We start from the raw sequence: 20,549 nt of genomic DNA, 5'->3' as shown, positions 1-20,549 counted from the left end.
TCTCCCATGCTGGCTCACAGCTGTTGGGCCTCCAGCCATCGCTCCACCTCGATGAAGCTGGGGCGGTTCTCCTGCTGGATCCTGCGCCGACCGGCGTCGATGGCCAGCAGCGGCGGCTTACCTTTGGCGTGCATCACCAGGATCGCTGCCATGCAACGCAGCCGCGCCGTCTGCCGGTCCACCTGGTGTTCCAGGGCGGTGGCCAGGGGATCGAACATGCAATAGCAGGCGAAGATGCCGATAAAGGTCCCCACCAGGGCCGCGGCCACCTTGACCCCGATCATGGTCAGCGGACCGTCGATGCTGCCCATGGTAATGATGATCCCCATCACCGCGGCCAGAATGCCGAACCCCGGCATCGCTTCGGCCACCTTGGAGAGGGCCTCGGAGGGGCGCAGGTGGCCATCATGCAGGTGCTCGATCTCCTCCTCCAGCAGCGCCTCCAGATCGTGGGGATCCACCTTGGCCATCGACTGCATACGCAGGTTATCCACCATAAACTGCAACAGTTCCGGCTGCTTGAGGACCGCGGGATACATCAGGAACATCGAGCTCTCCTCCGGCGCCTCGATATGCTCATCCAGCACCTTCATCCCCTGAGACTGCAACTGGCTGAGCAGCACATGCATCAGGCCGAACAGCTGGGGATAGAGCTCGGGGTCCTCCCGCTCCTGGTTCCACAGCTCCTTGAGCTGATGCACCATGTCCCTGATGACATCGATGGGGTTGGCGATGAACAGTGCGCCGAGGCCGGCGCCGAAGACGATCACCATCTCCGAGGGCTGCCACAGGTTGCCCAGGTTGCCACCATGGGCGGCGTAGCCGCCGAACACCGCCAGCAGCAGGCCCACAAAACACAGTAACTTCTTCATTCTCTGTGTCCCTCCATCTGCGCCTGCCAGGTGGACAGGATCGCCCGAAGCTGTTTTACCGCGGCCTTATGCAGCTGGCACACCCGCGATTCGGTGAGGTTGAGGGTCAAGGCGATCTCCTTGAGATTAAGTTCATGCTGATAGTAGAGGCCGAGCACCAGTTGCTCGCGCTTATTGAGTTTGCCCAGCGCCTTCACCAGGGTGCGCTTGTCGATAAAGCGCTTCTGACCGTCCGGGGTGCCATCGGCTTCGATGCCGTTTTGAAACAGCTCGTCGAGGCTCTGCATCGACTCCGCCTGGCTGGCATAGAGTCGCTCCCGCAGCTGCTCCGGTGTCAGCCCCATCGCCTCGGCCACTTCGCTGTCGCGGGGCGGGCGCCCCAGCTCGCGGGAGAGGCGCCGCACCACATCGTTGAACTCGTGTGCCTGTTGCCTCACCGGCCGTGGCCGCCAGTCCAGCCGGCGAAGTTCATCGAGAATGGCGCCCCGAATCCGCTTGGAGGCAAAATTGATGAAACCGCCATCCAGCTCGCCCGGATAGCGGCGCAGGGAGTCGAGCAGGGCCATCATCCCGATCTGTTCCATGTCCTGGGGATCCAGGTGGCTGCCGCAGTGGCTGCGCAGCTGGTTGACGGCCCGCTTCACCAGGGGCAGAAACTGGCGCAACTTGGCGGTCTCATCCCCCGCTTCGCCCTGGTAGCTGTGTGCTTGTGCCAACATAGCGCCTCCTACTGGACCACCAGGCGGGTAAACAGCACCGCGTCCAGCTGAATCTCGAAGCCATGTGAGCGGAGCACATTCTGCAGCGCTCCCCGGGCCTCCTCCTGCAGTTTCTCCATGTTCTCGGTGCTGTTAAGCTCATCGAGACTCTTGTTGCCCATCAGCTTGATCATGGTGTTTTTCAGCAGGGGATCACTGGCAAGCAGCTTGCTCTCAATCTCTTCGCTGGGGCTCTGCAACGCCATCTCCAGCAACAGGTATCTTGGATAGCGCTCACCGGGCAGGGAGATCACCAACTTGTCCAGGGGGTAGAACCTGTCAGGCTCCGCCACCGGCTTGCCCAAACCGAACGGCAGCGTCACCTCCTCGGCATTACCAATCCCAACGACCCCAACAATCACCATGGCGCCAGACCACACCAACAGTACGCACACCTGAAGTAACCGCTTTATTCCGGTCGACATCGCCATTACGTTACCCTTACCTTTAAGCCAACATATCAACGAGATCCCGCTCTACGGCGGCATTCTCAGTGGTGGATTCCGGAGCGGACGACCGTGGCCCGCCCCAACCGGAATGCTCCTGCTGCCTCTCCCTGGGCGCATCCCGTCCAACATCAACCTGCACCTGATGGCCCACCCCCTGGGCCATCTCACCGCGCAGCCGTTCGGCACCGGCGGCCAGCGCCTCCCGCACCAGCGGGTTGGCGGCCGTCAGCTGAACCGTAATGCGGTCCCCCTCATGACGGACGCTGAGATCGATGCGTCCCAACTCGGGAGGATCCAACCGCACCTCCGCCTTGGTGATCCCCTGTTCCAGGCTGAACCTCAGCTGCTCCCGCAGTGGGGCGAGCATCTGCCGTCCCAGCTGCTGTGCTCCCCCGGAGGGATCCAGGGGAAGCGGTCCCCACTGGCTGCCTCGGCTGACGTGTGCGCTCACCGGCGACGGGGACAGGGCCTCGGTGGCCCGCGAGTCCCCCTCGGCCATCCGAGGTGCCAGCTCGGTTGCCTCCACCGCGGTCACCGCCGTGGCGGTCAGCAGCTGCCAACCGCCCGTCCGGGATGAGGGGTTGATGCCCTCAACGGCCAGCTGGCCGACCCACGGCACCTGGGAAGCGCCGGACTGCGGCTGGGCCGCAGCTGGAACCGCTGCCTGCGCCGCTGGCAGCGGCATCACCGGCGGCGATGGCTCACCCCTCAGGGTGCCGGCCTGACACTCGGTAACCGTCAACGGGGTTGACGCCGGGGCCATGGGCCGCACTGGCTCGCCCTCGGGCGTCCGAACGCCCGGAGTCGGCAGCGGCTGTGGCATCCCCCCAAACTGGGGAGCGACCAGCACACCCTCCTCGGCGCCGTCCACGGTTTCACTCTGCGGCGGGTATACCGCAGGCAGGTCACCCGACTGTGGGTATGCCGCAGACAGGTCAGCCGCCGCTGCATGGTCTGCAGACGGTGGCATCTCGACGCCGACCAGGGCCACCGGCAGCACACTGGCAAAGCTGGGCACGTCGGTGGCGCGCTCCTGGGAACGAATCCCCGTAGCCGGTGAAACGCCGGTCAGGCTAGTGGTTATCGGGTTCACTGCTTAACTCCGTCCTGCGGTAGGCACTGACGCCCTCCCGCTGCTGTTGAAATCTGTCCATCTCGTTGGCGAGACGATCCCGGGCTCCGATCAGCTGGGCCAGGACATCCTGGTGAGTCAGGGCCAAGGCCTGGCGCGCCTGGCGCTCCTCGTCGTTGGTCGGTTTGCCCTGGGCCCGCAGCAGTTGCTGCATCTTGCGATCGATCTGCGCCACCCGGGCCCAATCCTGATCGCCGGCAAACTTCTCCAGAGCCTGGCCGATGCGCAACCACTGCTCAGTTGAGGTTTTCCCATCCTTCACGGATCTCTCCCACCACCTTGACAACCGGCCCCAGCACCGCGGCCTCATTGCGGATGCTGGCCTTCATCAGTTCACGACTGCAGAAGTCATAGAGCTGGTGCAGATTCAGGGCGATCTCGCCGCCGTTTTCCAGATCCAGCATGGAATCCAGACCCTGGACGATGTTGATGCACCTCTGGATGGCGTTGCCCTTCTTCTCGATCTGTCGCGCCTCGATGTGACCCTCGGCGCGGGAGAGCTCCTCGAGCAGGCCATCGAGCAGCATGCGCACCATCTCGTGCTGGTTGGCCGCCGCGGCCCTGGCATCCAGGGAGGTCTGTTTGTAGGCGTTGAATGGATCTTGTTCCTGTAGCATCTCGTCTTCCGTTAGTAGAACAGTCCGGCGCTGGCGTTCATGGAGTTGATGTACTGCTCCATGGCCGTGAACTGCGCCAGATAGCGTTGATAGGCTTGCTGCATCTGGTAGTCGTGGCGGGCCATGTCGTCCTCGACGCGATCCAGCCGTGAGTCCAGGCTGTCCTGCTTCATGTCGATCAGGCCTTCGCGCTCGGTGTAGGGGTCGAGGATGTCGTCAAACCGCTGGATGTAGCCGCCATCGGCGCTGAACATCTCCTGCACCCTGGCAGAATCGCTCTTCAGGGCCGCCTCCAGCTTCTCCTCGTCGAGCTTCAGCTTGCCGTTGCGATCCAGCTCGATACCCACATCGGACAGGCGCATGCCGTTGTCGGCGGCGTTGAACAGTGCATTGTTGAGGCGGTTCTTCAGCATGCGGATGCTGGCATCACCCTTGAGAATGCCCAGTTGATCCTCCTCGATCTTCTTGGCCTCCTCCTTGTCCTCATCGTCATCCTTGCCGATATCAGACTCCACCTCGATACTGGTCCCCAGGCTCTGAGTCAGCCCGGAGATCTCGCTCATCAGTTTGTTGTAGGAACCGACGAACTCCTTGACCGAATCCAGGGTGGAGTCGGTGTCGTAATCGATGCTGATGGTGCTGGACTCGCCCACCTGGTGGACCTCGGTCAGCTCCAGGTTGACGCCGTCGATGACGTTCTCGACATAGTTTGAGGCGTTGGTGATCGCCACCCCGTTCAGCTCGAACTGGGCATCCTGACCAACCACCAGATCGCTGAAGCCGAAGCCGGCGTCGTCCTGGTTGATCTGTATCTGATTGGCCGCCCCCGCCTCCTTGGAGGTAAGCAGCAGTTCCACCGAACCGTCCCCCTTGCGCAGCAGTGACGCCTGCACGCCGAGGTCGGCGGCGTTGTCATTGATGTAATCCCTGAGTCCTGAGACGGTGCCGGTGCCCGAGGGGTTGATCACCGAAAAGTCGATGGTCATCACCTGACCGGCCACCTCCAGCTCGAACAGACCGCTGTTGGGGATCAGGGCATCCTCACTGGCAAAGCTGGCCGCCTTCTGGTTGGCCTGGGCCAGCTGGTTTACTTTGAGGTTGTAGTTGCCCGCGGGCGCATCGGCCTCCACGGTGATCTTGGCGATGCTCTCGTCACTGATGGTCGCACTCTTGGCGTTGAAGGCGTCGTCGCTCATCGCCTCCAGATCGGCGGTCATCTGCTTGAGGGTGGACTCCAGCAACTTATAGGCGTCCAGCTCCGCCCGGTAGTCACTCTTTCGAGTGCTGTAGAGCTGATCTTTTCCGCTGCGCTCTACGGCCACGAGCTGCTCGGCCCACTGTGCGGCTGACATTCCGGATATCATGCGCGTCTCCTAAGGATTGGACCCGATGACATGCCAGTTTCGTGCCATCGAATATTTTCTTTATATTTTAGTTGGTTAAGCTGTTCGACCCGGAAGTTTCCCGCCCCTGGTGCGAGGAGGCGATCCCGGAAGGGAAGTGCTGCTTCCTCCCCGGCTCCACCTCGGCCGACATCCAACACAAGGCGACCGCCGCCCCGGCGAACTTAAACCTGCCGCCCCGGCGATCTGGGATCCCCCGCATGATCAGAAAGGATCCTTAAGATCATGCTTAACCAATGAATTTAAAGAGGTTTTTTATTGATTTTGGCAGGATGGACATGAGACAATGGCCAAAGTTTCGACACCTTATACTGGGGACCTGAAGATGTCAGTTTCAACCTTGGCGGTACTGCTCCTGGCGGGCGCTGTGGTGTGGTTGGTCTATCGCAACCGGCGGCTGGGCCGAGGCCTCTCCCCCCTGAGCGCCGAGCACCTGGCCAGCTTTGAGGAGCACCTGGAGCAGCTCAGGCACTCCGGGGTCGTCAGCCAGCAGGAGTGCGACGAGTTTCGTCGTCAGTTTCAGTAGAGCAGAGACTGGGTCTGGTTGCGGCTGGTGTTCGCCTGGGCCATCAGGCTGGTCAGCCTTCTATGGAAGCCCTGAGGGGCCAGCAACCGGCCTAGGGCGTCCAGCTGGGCGGGTATCTCCTCTGCGGCCAATCCCCCCTCCCCGCTCAAAACGCCGACCGAGGCCAGCTCAAGCTGGCTGCGCATCCGCTTGAGCATCCGGGCCAGCTTGGCCACCACCCCCTGCACCTTGGGCAGGCTCTGGCGCAGATTATCGATATCATTCAGTCCCCAGCCGCGGGGATCCTGCCAATGGTGGCACTCCAGCAACTTGATCCCACGGAGCTCCCCCGCGGGCAGGCGCTGCCCCTGTCCCCGCATCCACCAGTGACCATCCAGCTTCTGCCACAACACGTCAGGTACGGCGAACTGCAGCTGACCGTCGACATGGAGCGCCTCCACCCCGCACTGGGCCAAGGCCCGCTGGACCAGGGAGAGCTGCAGCTGGACCGAGGCATCGGCCGGCAGGGTCAATGACAGCCACAGCTCGCCAATCCTCAGCTCGATCTGCTCCGCCCTGGAGCGGGGACTCAGCAGGTCCACCGACTTCAGCCGGCACAGTCTCGGCGAGGAGGCGCCCCGGTCGGCGATGGGCTCCAGCCGGTGATCCAGCAGCGGCCGGCCGCCAAAGCTGCCCCGCCGGGTCAGCATCTGCCGGCGCAGCTGCTCCATCTCGTCACCCTGGGTGATCGCGCCGCGCGCCAGGGCGAGCCGAATCCGCTTCTCCAGGTTGCGTGCCCGGCGCCACTGCTGAATCAGCACCTCCTCCGCCGCCTGGGCGTAGAGCACCTGGTGATGGCCGCGACTGATCCGCTCCCAGCGCTCATAGCAGAGCAGGCGGTGACGGGACAGGGGGGTCGCCGGAACCGGCCTGCGGTCGGGGCTGCCATCGGCCACCGGCGCTGCGCCCAGGCCATTGAGCCTGGGCTGTTGAGCCAGCGGGGAAACGGGGGTATCACGGATGGGGGAGAGCATCGATTACATCTCGTTGAACAGCGACAGCTGGCTGATCTTGACGAAACTCTGCTGGGTCACCTGCAGCGCCACCAGCGAGCCCTGGTACTTACTCTGAGCCTCGGCGTAGTCCAGGCTCTCCACCTCCCCAATCAGCTGCTCGCTGAACAGGATCATATCCTTGTGACTGGTCTCAATCAGACTCAGGCTGTTCTGGCGGCCACCGATGGTGGTCACCACGCCGCTGATGCTGGCAAGGGTGTCGTCCAGGGAGCTGCTCATGGCGTCGTGTTCGGTGTCGAACCCGGCCAATCCGGGAGAGAGCGAAGGGTCTCTCAGCACGTCGATGAAGTCGTTCAGGGCGTTGAAGATGTCCTTGCTGCCCGCGGCGAAGAACAACTCCTCTCCGTGGCTGTTGGCCGCAACCCAGGAGGAATCGGACACCTGCACCTCGCGGACCTTGTCGTCCCCCATGTAGGCATAGTTGCCGGCGCCATCCCGCTGTACCGGCTTGGTGTCAGTGCTGTTGCCGGCGAAAAGAAAGTTGCCCTTGTCGTCCTTGGCGTTGGCCAGGTCCACCATCGCCTCCTTCAAGGTCTCCAACTCATCGGCGTAGGCCTGGCGATCCTCCGGAGAGAGGGCGCCGTTGCCGGAGGAGACCACGATCTCCCGCATGCGGTTCTGCAGGTCAATCATCGACGTCAGGTAACTTTCGCTGCGATCCAGGCTGCTGGAGAGCGCACCGATGTTGTCGACGTACTGGCTGGTGGCCGCCTGGTCGCGCTGCACCGTCAGCACCTGAACCGCGCCGATGGGGTCGTCCGACGGGCGAAGAATCTCCTTGCCCGAGGACATCTTCTGCAGCCACTCCCCCAGTTCAGCCGCGCCGTTTTGCATGCTGTTGAGGTTGGTGTTGTAGAGGAGTTGAGTTGAGATGCGCATCTTGGCTCCTTAGAAGGCTTGCAGAACGGATTTAAACAGCTGATCGGCGGTGGAGATCACCTTGGCATTGGCCTGGTACGCCTGTTGATAGAGGATCAGGCTGGCCCCTTCCTCGTCCAGGTTGACGCCACTGACGCCGGCCCACTCCCCCTGAGCCCGTCGCTGGGACTGCAGGGCGGAATCGGCGTCCAGCTTGGCCTGCTGACTGCGGGATCCCAACTCCCCCAGCTTGGAGGCAAAGGCGTCGCCCAGAGTGGCCTCCATCCCCAGGGAGGTGAAGGTCAGCGTCTTGTCCGCCAGGGCCACCAGCTGCTGCAGGTTGCTGTTGTCCCCGGGAGTCCCATCCTGGCCAAATGCCAGCTTGTCGGCGGTAAACCCATCGGTGACCTTGAGGGTACCGGCCGGGTTCAGGGGATCGTATTGGAACAGGTCCTGGGTGGGGGTCGCACCGGCCCGATCGGTCCCCGCCGCCAGCACGGTGTTCATCTCGTCGGCGATCTTGGCTGCCAGCTCATCGATAAAGGCCTTGGAGTTCACCAGGCTGTTGTCACGGTAATCCAGCAGCCCGCCGATGCCGCCGCCCACCCCCTCGTCCAGGGCGAACTCAGCCTGTTCAAACCTCAGGCTCAGGCGACCAAACTCCGGCTGGGCCGCATCGGGCGAGACCACCAGGGTCGCAGCACTGGTTCCGACCACCAGGGGCTGCCCCTGGCTCAGGGCCAGGTTCAGGGTGCCATCGTGGTTCTCGGAGACGGTGAGATCCATCTGTTTGGCCAGCTCGGCGATCACCGCGTCCCGCTCATCGATCAGCTCCGGCGGCGCCGCAGCGATGCCGCCATGGCCCTTCACCTCGGCGTTCAGCCGGGCGACTTCGTGCAGGCGTACGTTGGACTGCTCCACCGAGGCCCGCAGCTGGCTCTCGAGCTGATCGAACTGGCTCTGCAGTCCGTCGTTGATGGCGTTGAACCTCAGGGACAGCCCCTTGGCCTCGTTGACCACAGATTGACGGGTGGCCAGATCCCCGGGAGAGAGCAGGTTGCTGTTGAGGGCGGCAAACAGCTTGTCCAGGCCGGAGGAGATGTTGGATCCCTCGGAGCCGAAGATCTGCTCCACCTGGCCGAGGTAGCTGGACTGGGTCTGCTGAAAGCTGGCGCTGGTGGTGGTACTCCACACCTGGTCCACCAGATACTGGTCGGCGATGCGGCGCACTCCCTCCACTGCCACCCCACGGCCATAGACGCCGCCCTGCACCGTGCTGAGCATCACCTGCTGGCGGGAATAGCCGGCCACGGTGGCGTTGGCAATGTTATTGGAGGTCACCGACAGGGCCGCCTGGCTGGCGAGCAGGCCGGACAGGCCGGTATTTAACATGGTTGTCATCGTGCTTCCTTAGCAACAAAGGGCAGTATCACCGCCTGTCGCATGGCGGTGACGGCCGGAGCCTGTTGATCCACAGCGACCGAGTCCCGGGCGGGCTTGAATTGCCCCCCCAGTTGCCGGGTCAGGGCTTCCACCAGGCCGCTGCCCGCCTTACCGCTAAGGGCCAAGGACAGTTCGGCATCATGGAGATCCCGGTAGATATCGTGGTTCTTGGAGGAGAGCGGGCTGTCCTGGTCCGCCAGCGCATCCGCCGCGGCCCTCATGTGCTTAAGCACCGTCTGCAGGAACTGGGCCTCAAACTGCTGACTGACCGCCTGAATGGCGCCATCTTTGCCGTGCTGGGCCACCAGTTGACCGGCATCCAGCCGGTTGAGGTAGCCACCGTTACCATTGATCTGCATTACATCACCACCAGTTCGGCGTCCAGGGCGCCGGCTTCATCCAGGGCCTGGAGGATGGCCATCAGGTCCGCCGGTGCCGCCCCCAGGGAGTTGACCGCCTTGACGATGGTCTCCAGGGAGGTGCCTTCGGGCCAGACGAACATCGAGCCATCCCCCCGGTCGATATCGATATTGCTGTTGCTGGTGGTCTGGGTGGTACCGCCGGAGAAGGCGCCCGGCTGGCTGACCGCAGTCTGCTCGGTGATGGCCACGGTCAGGTTTCCGTGGCTGACCGCCGCCTTGTGCACCCGCACGTCCGCCCCCATCACCACGGTACCGGTGCGGCTGTTGAACACCACCCGCGCCGGTCGGCGGCCAGGCTCGATGGCCAGCTCCTCCAGCATCGACATGAAGGTCACCCGCTGGCGCAGCTGGGTTGGGGCATGCACCCGTACCTTGGCGTTGCTCTCGGCACGGGCCACATCCGGGCCGAAGGCGTCGTTGATGGTCCGCTCGATGTTTCGGGCGGTCTTGAAACTCTGGCGTTTGAGGTTGAGCACGATATCCGCACCGCTCTGGAAGCTGCTGGGGATGGCCGCCTCGAGCAGCGCGCCGTTGGGAATGGTGCCCACCGTCGGTACGTTAACGGTCACCGAGGTGCCGTCTCGGCCCTCGGCGGTAATTCCGCCCACCACCAGGTTGCCTTGGGCCACGGCGTAGACCTCGCCGTCCACCCCCCGCAGGGGCGTCATCAGCAGGGTGCCGCCCCGCAGGCTCTTGGCATCGCCGATGGAGGAGACGGTCACATCCAGGGCCTGGCCGGGGCTGGCCAGGGGCGGCACCGTGGCGTGAATCGCCACCGCCGCCACGTTTTTAAGCTTGGGATCCGAGGTGCCGTCAATCTGCACCCCAAACTGCTTGAGCATGTTCACTACCGACTGGGCGGTGAACTTCACCTGGCTCTTGTCGCCGGTACCGGTCAACCCCACCACCAGGCCGTAGCCCACCAGCTGGTTGTCCCGGATTCCCTGGACGTCCACCAGATCCATCAGCAGTCGGGTCTGGGGCGCCGCCACCAGAGGCAGCGGCAGCACCAGGACCAACAAGAGAAGAAACAGGATTCTCATAGGCCTTCCTACATGGGGAACCAGGGGCTGTTGAAGTAGCGCGACGCCCAGCCCATGCTGTTGCTGTCGGCGATGGCCCCCTTGCCGCCGTAGATGATGCGGGCGTCGGCGATCCGCTGGGAGGAGAGGGTGTTGCCGTTGTCGATATCATCGGTGCGCACCAGGCCCACCAGGCGCAGGTACTCGTCCCCCTGGTTCAGCCGCAACCACTTCTCGCCGCGGATCAGCAGCACCCCGTTGGGCAGCACCTTGGCCACGGTCACCGTGATGGAGCCGGTGAGCTGGTTCTGCTGGCTGCTGGAACCGTTGCCGCTGTACTGATGGCCGGTCCCCAGTGAGCCGCTGGTGGCGTAGCTCTTGCCACTGGCCAGGGACAGATCGCCCTGGCCGCTGAGGTTGCTGCTTTTGCGGGTGGTGGTGTCGGCCTTTTTGCTGGCCTGGGTGCGCTCATCCAGGGTGACCGTGAGGATATCCCCTTCGCGGAAGGCGCGCTTGTCCTTGAACAGGGTCAGCATGTAGCCGGGACGGTAGAGGCTGCCGTCGGTGGCGGCCGGCAAGCTGTAATCCACCGTCGGCGGCGCCCACTGCGCCGTGTCCGGCTGGGGCGCTGGCTCAGGGAAGTGTGAGGCACAGCCGCCGAGCAGCAGGGCAAACAGGGCTATCCAGCGTTTCATCTCTCTCTCCTTACACCGTCTGGTTGAGGAACTGCATCATCTCGTCGGAGGCGGTCAGCACCTTGGCGTTCATCTCGTAGGCACGCTGGGTGGAGATCATCTCCACCATCTCCTCGACCACGTTGACATTGGCCGACTCCAGTGCCCCCTGGCGCAGAGTCCCCAACCCCTGCTCACCGGCGATGCCCTCCACCGGCACCCCGGAGGCGGCGGTTTCCGCATAGAGGTTGTCTCCCCTGGCCTCCAGGCCGGTGGGGTTGATGAAGTTGACCAGGGTGATCTGACCCAACTCCTCGGCGTCGGCCTGGCCGGCCATCTGGGCGGTCACCCGGCCGTCGGAACCTATGGTGACGGTCAGCGCCTCCTCGGGGACGGTGATCCCGGGCACCAGCGGCAGTCCGCCGGCGGTCACCATCTCACCGTCGGCGTTGCGGTAGAACTGACCGTCCCGGGTGTAGGCCAGGTCACCGTTGGGCTGCTGAACCTGGAAGAATCCCTGGCCTTCTATGCCCAGATCCAGCTGCTGGCTGGTGGTCACCAGGTTGCCGGTGGTGAACACCTTCTGAGTGCCGGCGACCCGGACCCCGGTGCCCAGCTGCAGGCCGGAGGGCAGATCATTGACCTCGTCCACCTGGCCGCCGGGCTGGCGCTGTACCTGGTAGAAGAGATCATTGAAGGCCACCCGGTCGCGCTTAAAGCCGGTGGTGTTGACGTTGGCCAGGTTGTTGGCGATGGCCGTCATCTTGGTGTCTTGGGCCGTCAGGCCGGTCTTGGAGATCCACAGTGCTGAACTCATGACAGTTATCCCTGTTATACGTCGTTGAGCAGACGGTTGCCGGCCTTGGCCAGGCTCTCCGCGCTCTTCATCAATTTGATCTGAACTTCGAACTGGCGGCTGAGATCCATTGACGCCACCAGCTCCTGTACCGCGTCGACGTTACTCCCCTCCAGGAAGCCGCTGACCACGGTCACCTGGTCATCGGCGACCAGGGGAACGCCGTCGGCAGGGCGCAGCAGGCCATCGAGCCCCTTGCGCATCTGGGCCATCTCCGGGTTTACCAGCTTGAGCCGGCCCACCTCCTCGATGACGCCCCCCTCCGCCGGGATGACGCTGATGGTGCCATCGTCGCCGACGAACAGCTCCCTGTACTCCGGCAGCACCAGGGGACCGTCGAGACCAGCCACCGGCAGGCCCCCCTGGACCAGCTGCCCCTGGGGGTCCAGTTCCAGGTGCCCTGCCCGGCTATACGCCTCGCCCTGGCGGGTCATCAGGGTAAACAGGCCCCGTTCGCGGACCGCCAGGTCGAGGGTACGGCCGGTGGGCGCCAGCTCACCGGCCTTGCCGCTGACCCCGGCGCTGCCCAGCTGGGACATCACCCGGGTTTCAGACACGGCCAGTGCCTGCACCCGCTCCAGGTCGGCACGAAAACCGGCGGTGTCCACGTTGGACAGGTTGTTGGCCTTCAGTGCCTGGGCGGCCATCACTCGATTGGCGCCGCTGACTGCGGTGTAGAGCAACTTATCCATAGGTCACCTAGATGGCGTTGAGCAGAGACTGGTTCATGGTGTCGGCCGCCGTCAGCACCTTGGCGTTGGATTGATAGTTGCGCTGGGCGGTCATCAGGTTGACCATCTCCGCGGTCAGATCCACGTTGGAACCCTCGATATAGCCAGCAGACACGCCAGCCAGGGTGCCGCTGCCCGGGGTCCCCAGTGCGGGCACCCCCGCCTCCTGGTTGGCCACCCAGGCGGTGTTGTTGACCGGCTCCAGGCCGTTGGGGTTGGTGAAATTGGCCAGCACCACCTGTCCCTGCACGCGCTCTTCGCCATTGGTGTAGGTGGAATAGACCTTGCCATCCTCGGCCACCCGGATCCCCTTCATCTCACCTGAAGTGTTGCCGTTCTGATCGATCTTGGAGGTGATGTAGTCGGCGCCGTACTGGGTGGTGTGGTCCCAGGCCAGATCCAGGGTCAGATCCGCCGCACCGGTGCCCAGGGTGGCGGCGGTGATGGTCAGGGTATCGGCGTCTCCGGCAGTCAGGTTGCCGGAGGCGTCGAAGGTCATGGTGTTGGTGTCCGCCAGGGTGGTGCCATCCAGGGCGTACTGCACCGTCCAGCTGTTGTCTGCGGTCTTAATGTAGTACTGGGTCAGGGCATGCTTGTTGCCCTGGGAGTCGTACACCGACACCGTGTTGGAGCTGTGATAGCTGGTGACGTCCGTCGCATCGAAGGGCGCGGTAATGGCACTGACCCTGGAATCCAGGTTGGCGGTCATGTTGACCTCAGTCGTCGCCCGGGCCGGGATGGAGCCGGCCTGGACCTGCAGATCGCCGACGCTGCCGGTGAGGATGGTGCCACCGCTGCTCACCGGGTAGCCCTGCAGGCGGTTGCCATAGGGATCCACCACGTAGCCATCGGCGTCCTGGTTGAACATGCCGGCGCGGCTGTAGAGGGTGGTGCCGTCGGCGGCCCCCATGACGAAGAAGCCGTTGCCCTGGATCCCCAGATCCAGCGACCTGCCGGTGTAGTTCATGGTGCCGCTCAGGGAGAAGTTCTGGCTGGCACCGGTCATGGAGACCCCGCCCGCCTGGCCACCGTTGTAGATGGCGGCGAACTCGCTGCGGGCCCCGCGGAACCCGGCGGTGGAAACGTTGGCGATGTTGTTGCTGATGGTGTTCAGTTCCTGGCTGGTGGAGCGCAGGCCACTCATGGCGATGTTATAAGACATGTTTTCCTCAAGATTCCTGTTGCTCTGCGCCCGCAGAGGCACTGACTTCACTGATGTTGAGTACCGATACGGTGCCCAGGCCATTGCCCATCTCCGCCATCATCATTCCCGATGCGCTGGCGAAGTGAATCTTCTCGATGGGGGCCCGGACGAAGGTGTTTACCGGCAGCTGGGCATCGCCGGCGGTGGCGGTCACCTTCAGCCGATAGTCGCCGGCGGGCAGCCCCAGGGTCTGGGGGTCCACCGCGAAGGGCACATCACCCTGCCCCTGGCTGCCAAGGTCGAGAGTGGCGGCCACCTCCCCCTTATCGTTCACCAGCTGAACCTGGACCGATTCGGCACTGTTCTCCAGGTAGAGCTTGCCGTGAACCGGGGTCTGGCCCAGGGAGAACTCATCGGCGGGCACCATCGCCTGCTTGCCCAGCAGTGAGGCGGACTGGACGATGGCGGCGTTCTCCATCATGGTCATCTGGGCGGCCTGGTTCTCGCGGATATACTCCAGGCTCTCCACCTGGGAGAACTGGGCCAGCTGGGCCACGTATTCATTGGCGTCCAGCGGATCGGTGGGATCCTGGTTCTCCACCTGGGCGAGCATCAGGGTCATAAACTCGTTCTTCAGCTCGGCGGCGGAGTTGGGCTGGATCTGGCCGGATCCAGCGGCACCCTGGACGGCGCCATTGACGGCATTAACGGCCATGGTTATTTACTCCCCAGTTGCAGCAAGCCCTGCTGCATGGAGCGGGCCCGGTTCATGATATTGACGCTGGCTTCGAAACTTTGGGTGGCAGACATCATGTCCGCCATCTCGGCCACCGCGTCCACATTGGAGTAGGCGACGAAACCGTCGCCGTTGGCGTAGGGGTGGTTGGGCTCGTAGCGCATCTCCACCGGCGCATCGGTCTGCACCACCGCCGCCACCTCCACCTTGGCGGAGGGCACCGCGTTGATCTGGTCAAACACCGCCCGGAATACCGGTTTCACCGCACGGTAGGCCTGGTCGGCGCTGGGCGCGGCGGCATCGGCATTGGCCAGGTTGCTGGCCACGGTGTTCAGTCGCTGGGTCTGGGCCGACAGCGAGCTGCCGGCGATGTCGTAGATTCGGTTAAATGACATGATTACTGCCCCTCGATGGCGGTGCGAATGCCATTGATCTTCATGTTGAGGAAGGTGAGGCTGGTCTGAAAGTCCATGGAGTTGGCGGCAAACCGGGCCTGCTCCTGCTCCAGCTCCACCGTGTTACCATCGGCGGAGATCTGCTGCGGCACCCGGTAACCCTGGGTGTAATCCCGGCGCACCTCACCACTGGCCTGGTATCCCTGCATCACCTTGGCAAAATCGATATCCCGCGCCAGATAGCCGGGGGTCTCTACATTGGCCAGGTTGGCGGCCAGAATCTTGGTGCGCTCCACCCTCAGATCCAGCCCCTGGGCGTGCAGACCCAGGGCGGATTCCAGGTTGATAGCCATGGCAACTCCTAGTAACGTGTTAATACGGTTCCGGCTGGTAAATACAATAACCGTGCCACTATTTATATTTCAGTTAATTCAAAGACATATATATTGAGATTTCGAATCAACGGAAGCGGAAGTTCCCTGCTTGCACTGCTGTTGCTGCTGACCCTTCCGCCCCAGAGCCGGGCGGACAGCGCCCCGCAGCAGATTCAGGCGCGGATCGCGTCCGCCCTGGCCGACGAGGTCAGCCGCTGGCAGCAACAACATCCGGGGCAGTGGCGCCAGCACACCATTGAGGTGTCCCTGCCCAGTGGCGCCACCGCCCTCTCCCCCTGCCTCCGACCCCTGCTGCTGGAGGGGGAAACCGGGCGCTTCCCGGTGGGCCGCCAGCATCGCCGGGTGAGCTGCACCGATCCAGCCTGGTCGCTGACGGTGCGCGCCGAGGTCCGGCTGGCCGCCAGAATTCCCGTCACCCGCTCCAAGATCATGGCGGGCACCCTGGTGACCCGAGAGTTGCTGCGCTGGCAGGAGCGCGCCCTGTCCACCGCCGATGGCGATGTGATGATGTCCCTGGACAACATCCTCGGGCAGCGGGCCCGCCGTGGCATCCGGGCCGGCTCACCGCTGAAAGCCCACCAACTGCTGCCGCCGCTGATGGTGGAGCGGGGACAGCAGGTAGTGATGGTGGCCGGCGATGATCAGTTCACCGCCACCACCCTGGGCGTCGCCCTGGAGGCAGGCAGCCGGGGGGAGGTGATCCGGGTGAAGAACAGCCGAACCGGCAAAATTGTTTCCGCCCGGATCACCGAAAGAGGAAAAGTGGCAACATTTTTTTAAGTTCCGCCGAATCGGGGTCGCACTCTATAACCAGAGACAGAAATCGATTGAGAGAAGATCATGGAAATTACCCCGCTTTCCCCGCAGCTGGTCTCCCTGCAGAATCAGGAAGCCAACAGCAGCAACGCCCCGGTGAGCAAACACCGGGATGACAACCAGTCCCAGTCTGTCAGCCAGGAGTGGCAACAGCTGAACCAGGCCAGCAAGGAGCTGGATGAGATGGACAGCATCGACCGCAACAGGATCGCCGCCCTGCAGGCGGAACTGTCCACCGAAGGCTACCCCATCGATCTGGAGCGGATCGCCGAGGCGATGCTGGAAGAGCACGGAAGCCAGCTGTGAGCCGCACCGAACAGGTTCGTCAACTGGTTAAGGGTATCCAGCTGGACGTCAAGCAGTACCAGCAGCTCAAGAGCCTGATCCGCCACCAGCACTCCCTGCTGGAGCGGCGCGACAGCGACGCCCTGGCCCAACACAACCCCAGGCAGGACGAGCTGTGTCAGACCTTGGAGCAACGGGCCCGTCAGCGCACCGAGCTGCTGTCCAGCCTGGGACTGTCCAGCGACAGCAAAGGGATGCAACGGCTGCTGAGCGCCATTCCCGGCGACAAGGGCAGGAAGATCGGCCTGCTCTGGCGCCAGCTGCAGCAGCTGGTCCGCCAGTGCAAGGAGCAGAACGACATCAATGGCCGCCTACTCAACAGTCAACAGCGCTGCCTCAGCCGTCTGGTGACCCCGGAGAAGGTGACCGCCTTCGAGAACGACTACGGCCAGTTGCAGCCCTGATCCGCCCAGGCGGAAACGGAAAAGGACCCCAAGGGGTCCTTTTTTTATGTGTGTCTGCCATCGCGGTCAGCGCCGTTGTCCCCGGGAGACCGAGACGTTTCGCCCGCCGGCCTCATCCTGTTGCTGCTGCTCGGCCTTCTGCCGCCGGTGGACCCCCAACTGGTGACGCTGCTGCTCCAGCCAGGCCAGCCCCTGGCGCCGGGACAGGGCATGCTGCCACAGGCGACTGAGCCGGCCCTGCTCCTGCTCCGCCAGCCCCTGCTCCCGCACCAGCTTCGCGGAGGCCGGGATCAGCTGAGCCTGCCAGTGGCCGCGATTCTGCCAGGCCAGGGGGTTGCCGCTGTCCGGCGCCCTGGCCGAAGCCAGCAGCGCCGTTTCCAGCCCCAACCGGCGCCGCTCCAGCTGGGCCAGGCGCACCTGTCCCCGCTGCCGCTGCTGACCCAGCTGGGCCATCTGTTTCTCCTGCTTCTCACGAAGCCGCTGAATCTTACGCTGCACCCGACTCTAACTCCTCGAGTAACTGCACCAGGGCGGTATCACTCTCCTCCAGGGAGACCCGCAGATCCCGGTGCTGTTGCAGGAACCCCGCCAGGCTGGGATAGCTGCGTACTGCCAGATCCAGCTCGGGATCCTGGCCGGGCTGATAGCCTCCCAGGGGCAGCAGTTCACGCACCTCCTGGTAGCGCCCCAGCAGCCGCCGCACCCGCTGGGCGGCGTCAAGCTGCCCCCTGGAGTGGATCTGGTCCGCCACCCGGCTGGCGGAGGCGTTGATGTCGATGGCGGGGAAGTGGCCCTGTTGGGCCAGCGGCCGGCTGAGGACGATGTGACCGTCGAGGATCGCCCGGGCGGCATCGGCCACCGGGTCCTGCTGATCATCGCCCTCCGCCAGCACCGTGTAAAGGGCGCTCAAGCTGCCCTGGGGATGCTCGCCGTTGCCCGCCATCTCCACCAACGAAGGCAGGGTGGAGAAGGCCGACGGCGGGTAACCCCGGGTCGCCGGGGGTTCACCCAGGCTCAGCCCAATCTCGCGCTGGGCCTGGGCATAGCGGGTCAGGGAGTCCATCAGCAGCAGCACATCCTGGCCCTGGTCGCGGAAACCGGTGGCGATCTGGTGACACAGGCGGGCGGCCCGAAGCCGCATCAGCGGGGTGGTGTCCGCCGGCGCGGCCACCACAACGGCTCGCCGGCGCCCCTCCTCTCCCAGGGCATGATCGAGAAACTCCCGCACCTCCCTGCCCCGCTCACCGATGAGCCCCACCACCACCACGTCGGCACGGGTATATCGGGTCATCATCCCCAGCAGCACCGACTTACCCACCCCGGAACCGGCAAACAGGCCCAGGCGCTGCCCCTTGCCAATGGGCAACAGGGCGTTCAGGGCTCGGACCCCCACATCCAGCTGCCCGGCAATCGGTCTGCGTAACAAGGGGTTGGGGGTGTTGAGGTGGGCCGGCTGCTCGGTGCAATGCCTGAGCGGGCCTTTGCCATCAATGGGGTTGCCACTGCCATCGAGCACCCGGCCAAGGAGCCCGGGTCCCAGGGGGATGCGGCTGGGGCCGGGAAGAGGGCGAACCCGGGCCCCCGGCATCAGTCCGCCGGTGGCGTGGAGAGGCATCAGCAGCAGAGTCGCCCCCTCGAAGCCCACCACCTCGGCTTCAACCTCGCCACCATCCCGGCAGCCCAGCAGGCAGCGATCCCCGGTCCCCAGCTGGCAGCCCACCGCTTCCAGCATCAGTCCGTTCACCCGCACCAGGCGGCCGTAGATGGTGGCAACCGGAACCTTGGGGTGACAGGCCAGGTTAAGCACCCTGGCCATGGTCATCCACCAGGTGCTTGGCCACCTGTTCCATGCAGGCATTCAGCCGGGAAGCGGTGGATGCATCCGCCTCACACTCTTCGGAGACCACCCGTACATCGCCGATCCCCAGGGTGGCATCGGCCCTGAGGGTCCAGTCGGCCACCTTGTCGGCGGCCACCTCGTTGAGGGTCGCCAACACACCCGGCTCCAGGTGGATCACCGGGTTCTGCCGCCCGTCGGGCATCGCCGCCAGGGTCTCCTCGATCAGGCTCAGGATCTGTTGCGGATGCAGGGTCAGCTCGCAGCGAACCACCTGCTCGGCCACGCGCTTCACCAGCTCCAGGATCAGCTCCTGCTGGCTCTTGAGCTGCTGCTCATGGCCTTCTCGAAGCAGTTGCTGCAGTGCGGTGATCGGGGCGATCATCGGTACCAGCCGGCTTTCCATTTCCTGGTGAGCCTGAGCCTCGCCCCGAGCATGCCCCTCGGCCATCCCCTGGGTGAGCCCCTCCTGGCGGCCCAGCTCCATCCCCTCCTGGTAACCGGCCTGGCGCCCCTGCTCCATCCCCTCCTGGTAGCCCTGCTCCACCGCCTTCTGATAGTCGGCGGCGCTGGCCTGGGACGGGGTGTCCCCCCCCTGGGATCCCAGGGGCGGGAAGTGGTACAGGCGAACACGGTCGGAATCGGACTTCCAATATTGATGACTCATCACTCTACCACCGGTTCTTCAAACAGTTGCAGCTCGAGCTCCTTGGCTTCCATCATCGCCTTGGCCTTCTCCATCACCTCGACACGGGCCTGGTCAGCGCGGGAGAGTGCCACGGCGCCAATCGCTTCCATCCGGGTCTCGATGGCGGAGGACATCCGCTTGGGCAGGGCGGAGAGCATCGCCTTCTTCAAAGAGGAGTCCACCCCTTTGAGGGAGATGGCCAGGGTTTCCGGATCCACCTCGGCCAGCAATTTCTGCAGGGTGTCGTCCTTCTGGCGGCCCAGGATGATGTAGTCGAACATGTTGTCCTCCACCTGGGAGGCCAGCCGCTGGTCGTGCAGCCTGAGCACCGACATCAGCTGCTCCCGGTCCCCCTCGTAGCGGTTGAGGATGTCGGCCACCTGCTTGACGCCGGCCACCTGGGTGTGGCTCTTCTCCATGGCGATGGCGACACAGCGCTCCACCAGCTGGCGAAGCTCCTCCACCACATCCCGGTCCAGCTCACCCAGGGCGGCGATGCGCAGCAGCACCTCGTCATGGCAGTGGCCCGGCAGGTGCTGCAGCACCAGAGAGGCGTTCTCCGCCGGCAGCAGTCCCAGCAGCACCGCCTGCAACTGGCTGTGTTCATGGGTAATCTCATGGGCAAGCAGCTTGGGATCGACCCATTCAAGGCGGCGCACCAGGGTCTGGATCTCGTCACCGTAGATGTTGTCGATCAGGCCCTTGGCCACCCGGTCGCCCAGGGCGATGTCCAGGGTGCGCTGCAGGTAGCCACGGGACGCCCGGGCGATGCCGGACTGTTCGCGATAGGCGTCGAAGAATCGCCCCAGCACATTGCCCGCCTCCTCATGGGAGATGTGGCTCAGGCGGGCCATCTTGTGGCTCAGGCGCTGCACATCACTGCGATCCAGGTGGGCCAGCACCTTGGCGGCCCCCTCCTCTCCCATGCTCAGCAGCAGCATCGCCGCCTGCTCCATGTTGTCCAACTGGGG

General features: G+C 64.2%; 27 protein-coding genes. 4 read left to right on the top strand and 23 right to left on the bottom strand.

What is annotated here, in order from left to right; all coding sequences use genetic code 11:
• Positions 1-14: 14 nt before the first annotated feature.
• Genes motA through fliD form a run of 7 tightly spaced genes read right to left on the bottom strand, consistent with a single transcriptional unit; the run spans position 15 to position 5,180 of the window.
• Positions 15-872 carry a flagellar motor stator protein MotA gene (motA, locus tag FCL40_RS15160; RefSeq protein ID WP_136854145.1) on the bottom strand — a complete coding sequence of 286 codons (858 nt, stop codon included), beginning with the start codon at positions 870-872 and terminating at the stop codon, positions 15-17.
• Positions 869-1,591 (bottom strand): RNA polymerase sigma factor FliA, encoded by a 723-nt coding sequence (locus FCL40_RS15155; RefSeq protein ID WP_136854144.1) that lies wholly within the window; start codon positions 1,589-1,591, stop codon positions 869-871. The genes motA and FCL40_RS15155 overlap by 4 nt, the downstream gene beginning before the upstream one ends.
• 8 nt (positions 1,592-1,599) lie before the next feature.
• On the bottom strand, positions 1,600-2,061 hold the full coding sequence (locus FCL40_RS15150) for a flagellar basal body-associated FliL family protein (protein ID WP_136854143.1): 462 nt from the start codon (positions 2,059-2,061) through the stop codon (positions 1,600-1,602).
• Between the two features lie 16 nt (positions 2,062-2,077).
• Positions 2,078-3,172: a flagellar hook-length control protein FliK gene (locus FCL40_RS15145; protein WP_136854142.1), complete on the bottom strand. Its 1,095-nt coding sequence runs from the start codon at positions 3,170-3,172 to the stop codon at positions 2,078-2,080.
• Positions 3,153-3,473 (bottom strand): hypothetical protein, encoded by a 321-nt coding sequence (locus FCL40_RS15140; RefSeq protein WP_136854141.1) that lies wholly within the window; start codon positions 3,471-3,473, stop codon positions 3,153-3,155. Before FCL40_RS15140 ends, FCL40_RS15145 begins: the two co-directional genes overlap by 20 nt.
• Entirely contained in the window at positions 3,448-3,828 is a 381-nt protein-coding gene (gene fliS / locus FCL40_RS15135; RefSeq protein WP_136854140.1) for a flagellar export chaperone FliS, read from the bottom strand. Before fliS ends, FCL40_RS15140 begins: the two co-directional genes overlap by 26 nt.
• Before the next feature lie 11 nt (positions 3,829-3,839).
• A complete protein-coding gene (gene fliD, locus FCL40_RS15130) occupies positions 3,840-5,180 on the bottom strand; it encodes a flagellar filament capping protein FliD (protein WP_229360348.1) in 1,341 nt (446 codons plus the stop codon).
• Positions 5,181-5,556: 376 nt separating this feature from the next.
• Between fliD and FCL40_RS15125 the strand changes: the two genes are divergently transcribed.
• Positions 5,557-5,757, top strand: coding sequence for a hypothetical protein (locus FCL40_RS15125; RefSeq protein ID WP_169307152.1), 201 nt, complete (start codon positions 5,557-5,559; stop codon positions 5,755-5,757).
• Here FCL40_RS15125 and FCL40_RS15120 read toward each other — a convergent pair.
• Genes FCL40_RS15120 through FCL40_RS15065 form a run of 12 tightly spaced genes read right to left on the bottom strand, consistent with a single transcriptional unit; the run spans position 5,751 to position 15,446 of the window.
• Positions 5,751-6,770, bottom strand: coding sequence for a hypothetical protein (locus FCL40_RS15120; protein WP_136854137.1), 1,020 nt, complete (start codon positions 6,768-6,770; stop codon positions 5,751-5,753). The two genes, FCL40_RS15125 and FCL40_RS15120, sit on opposite strands and share 7 nt — an antisense overlap.
• Before the next feature lie 3 nt (positions 6,771-6,773).
• Complete coding sequence (gene flgL / locus FCL40_RS15115) at positions 6,774-7,691, bottom strand: flagellar hook-associated protein FlgL (protein ID WP_136854136.1); 918 nt, start codon at positions 7,689-7,691, stop codon at positions 6,774-6,776.
• Between the two features lie 9 nt (positions 7,692-7,700).
• On the bottom strand, positions 7,701-9,071 hold the full coding sequence (gene flgK, locus FCL40_RS15110) for a flagellar hook-associated protein FlgK (RefSeq protein WP_136854135.1): 1,371 nt from the start codon (positions 9,069-9,071) through the stop codon (positions 7,701-7,703).
• Positions 9,068-9,472, bottom strand: a complete 405-nt coding sequence (locus FCL40_RS15105; RefSeq protein WP_136854134.1) for a rod-binding protein — start codon at positions 9,470-9,472, stop codon at positions 9,068-9,070. Before FCL40_RS15105 ends, flgK begins: the two co-directional genes overlap by 4 nt.
• The gene (locus FCL40_RS15100; protein ID WP_136854133.1) at positions 9,472-10,578 is read right to left on the bottom strand and encodes a flagellar basal body P-ring protein FlgI; all 1,107 of its coding nucleotides are present in this window, start codon (positions 10,576-10,578) and stop codon (positions 9,472-9,474) included. The genes FCL40_RS15105 and FCL40_RS15100 overlap by 1 nt, the downstream gene beginning before the upstream one ends.
• An 8-nt stretch (positions 10,579-10,586) precedes the next feature.
• The gene (gene flgH, locus FCL40_RS15095; RefSeq protein WP_136854132.1) at positions 10,587-11,252 is read right to left on the bottom strand and encodes a flagellar basal body L-ring protein FlgH; all 666 of its coding nucleotides are present in this window, start codon (positions 11,250-11,252) and stop codon (positions 10,587-10,589) included.
• A 10-nt stretch (positions 11,253-11,262) separates the two neighbouring features.
• The gene (flgG, locus tag FCL40_RS15090; protein ID WP_136854131.1) at positions 11,263-12,048 is read right to left on the bottom strand and encodes a flagellar basal-body rod protein FlgG; all 786 of its coding nucleotides are present in this window, start codon (positions 12,046-12,048) and stop codon (positions 11,263-11,265) included.
• A 14-nt stretch (positions 12,049-12,062) separates the two neighbouring features.
• Complete coding sequence (locus FCL40_RS15085) at positions 12,063-12,779, bottom strand: flagellar basal body rod protein FlgF (protein ID WP_136854130.1); 717 nt, start codon at positions 12,777-12,779, stop codon at positions 12,063-12,065.
• Positions 12,780-12,786: 7 nt separating this feature from the next.
• Entirely contained in the window at positions 12,787-13,980 is a 1,194-nt protein-coding gene (gene flgE / locus FCL40_RS15080) for a flagellar hook protein FlgE (protein ID WP_136854129.1), read from the bottom strand.
• 7 nt (positions 13,981-13,987) lie between these two features.
• On the bottom strand, positions 13,988-14,677 hold the full coding sequence (locus tag FCL40_RS15075; RefSeq protein WP_136854128.1) for a flagellar hook assembly protein FlgD: 690 nt from the start codon (positions 14,675-14,677) through the stop codon (positions 13,988-13,990).
• A gap of 2 nt (positions 14,678-14,679) precedes the next feature.
• A complete protein-coding gene (gene flgC / locus FCL40_RS15070) occupies positions 14,680-15,093 on the bottom strand; it encodes a flagellar basal body rod protein FlgC (RefSeq protein WP_136854127.1) in 414 nt (137 codons plus the stop codon).
• 2 nt (positions 15,094-15,095) lie between these two features.
• Positions 15,096-15,446 (bottom strand): flagellar basal body protein, encoded by a 351-nt coding sequence (locus tag FCL40_RS15065; protein ID WP_136854126.1) that lies wholly within the window; start codon positions 15,444-15,446, stop codon positions 15,096-15,098.
• Between the two features lie 93 nt (positions 15,447-15,539).
• Here FCL40_RS15065 and flgA point away from each other — a divergent pair, with 93 nt between their 5' ends.
• The 3 genes from flgA to flgN are packed head-to-tail and all read left to right on the top strand — an operon-like array spanning position 15,540 to position 17,053.
• A complete protein-coding gene (flgA, locus tag FCL40_RS15060; RefSeq protein ID WP_169307151.1) occupies positions 15,540-16,268 on the top strand; it encodes a flagellar basal body P-ring formation chaperone FlgA in 729 nt (242 codons plus the stop codon).
• Between the two features lie 60 nt (positions 16,269-16,328).
• Positions 16,329-16,610: a flagellar biosynthesis anti-sigma factor FlgM gene (flgM, locus tag FCL40_RS15055; protein WP_136854124.1), complete on the top strand. Its 282-nt coding sequence runs from the start codon at positions 16,329-16,331 to the stop codon at positions 16,608-16,610.
• A complete protein-coding gene (gene flgN, locus FCL40_RS15050) occupies positions 16,607-17,053 on the top strand; it encodes a flagellar protein FlgN (RefSeq protein WP_136854123.1) in 447 nt (148 codons plus the stop codon). Before flgM ends, flgN begins: the two co-directional genes overlap by 4 nt.
• A gap of 66 nt (positions 17,054-17,119) precedes the next feature.
• On the opposite strand, the gene FCL40_RS15045 is transcribed toward flgN, so the two are convergent.
• The 4 genes from FCL40_RS15045 to FCL40_RS15030 are packed head-to-tail and all read right to left on the bottom strand — an operon-like array spanning position 17,120 to position 20,543.
• The gene (locus tag FCL40_RS15045; RefSeq protein WP_136854122.1) at positions 17,120-17,551 is read right to left on the bottom strand and encodes a hypothetical protein; all 432 of its coding nucleotides are present in this window, start codon (positions 17,549-17,551) and stop codon (positions 17,120-17,122) included.
• Positions 17,541-18,869, bottom strand: coding sequence for a FliI/YscN family ATPase (locus FCL40_RS15040; protein WP_136854161.1), 1,329 nt, complete (start codon positions 18,867-18,869; stop codon positions 17,541-17,543). The genes FCL40_RS15045 and FCL40_RS15040 overlap by 11 nt, the downstream gene beginning before the upstream one ends.
• The gene (gene fliH / locus FCL40_RS15035; protein WP_136854121.1) at positions 18,853-19,557 is read right to left on the bottom strand and encodes a flagellar assembly protein FliH; all 705 of its coding nucleotides are present in this window, start codon (positions 19,555-19,557) and stop codon (positions 18,853-18,855) included. Before fliH ends, FCL40_RS15040 begins: the two co-directional genes overlap by 17 nt.
• Positions 19,557-20,543 carry a flagellar motor switch protein FliG gene (locus tag FCL40_RS15030; protein WP_136854160.1) on the bottom strand — a complete coding sequence of 329 codons (987 nt, stop codon included), beginning with the start codon at positions 20,541-20,543 and terminating at the stop codon, positions 19,557-19,559. Before FCL40_RS15030 ends, fliH begins: the two co-directional genes overlap by 1 nt.
• Between the last annotated feature and the right edge of the window lie 6 nt (positions 20,544-20,549).

This window comes from Ferrimonas sediminicola, from assembly GCF_005116715.1.
Taxonomy (GTDB): Bacteria; Pseudomonadota; Gammaproteobacteria; order Enterobacterales; family Shewanellaceae; genus Ferrimonas; species Ferrimonas sediminicola.
The sequence above is the reverse complement of the archived record's forward strand: the minus strand, read 5'-3'. Positions and strand labels throughout refer to the sequence as shown.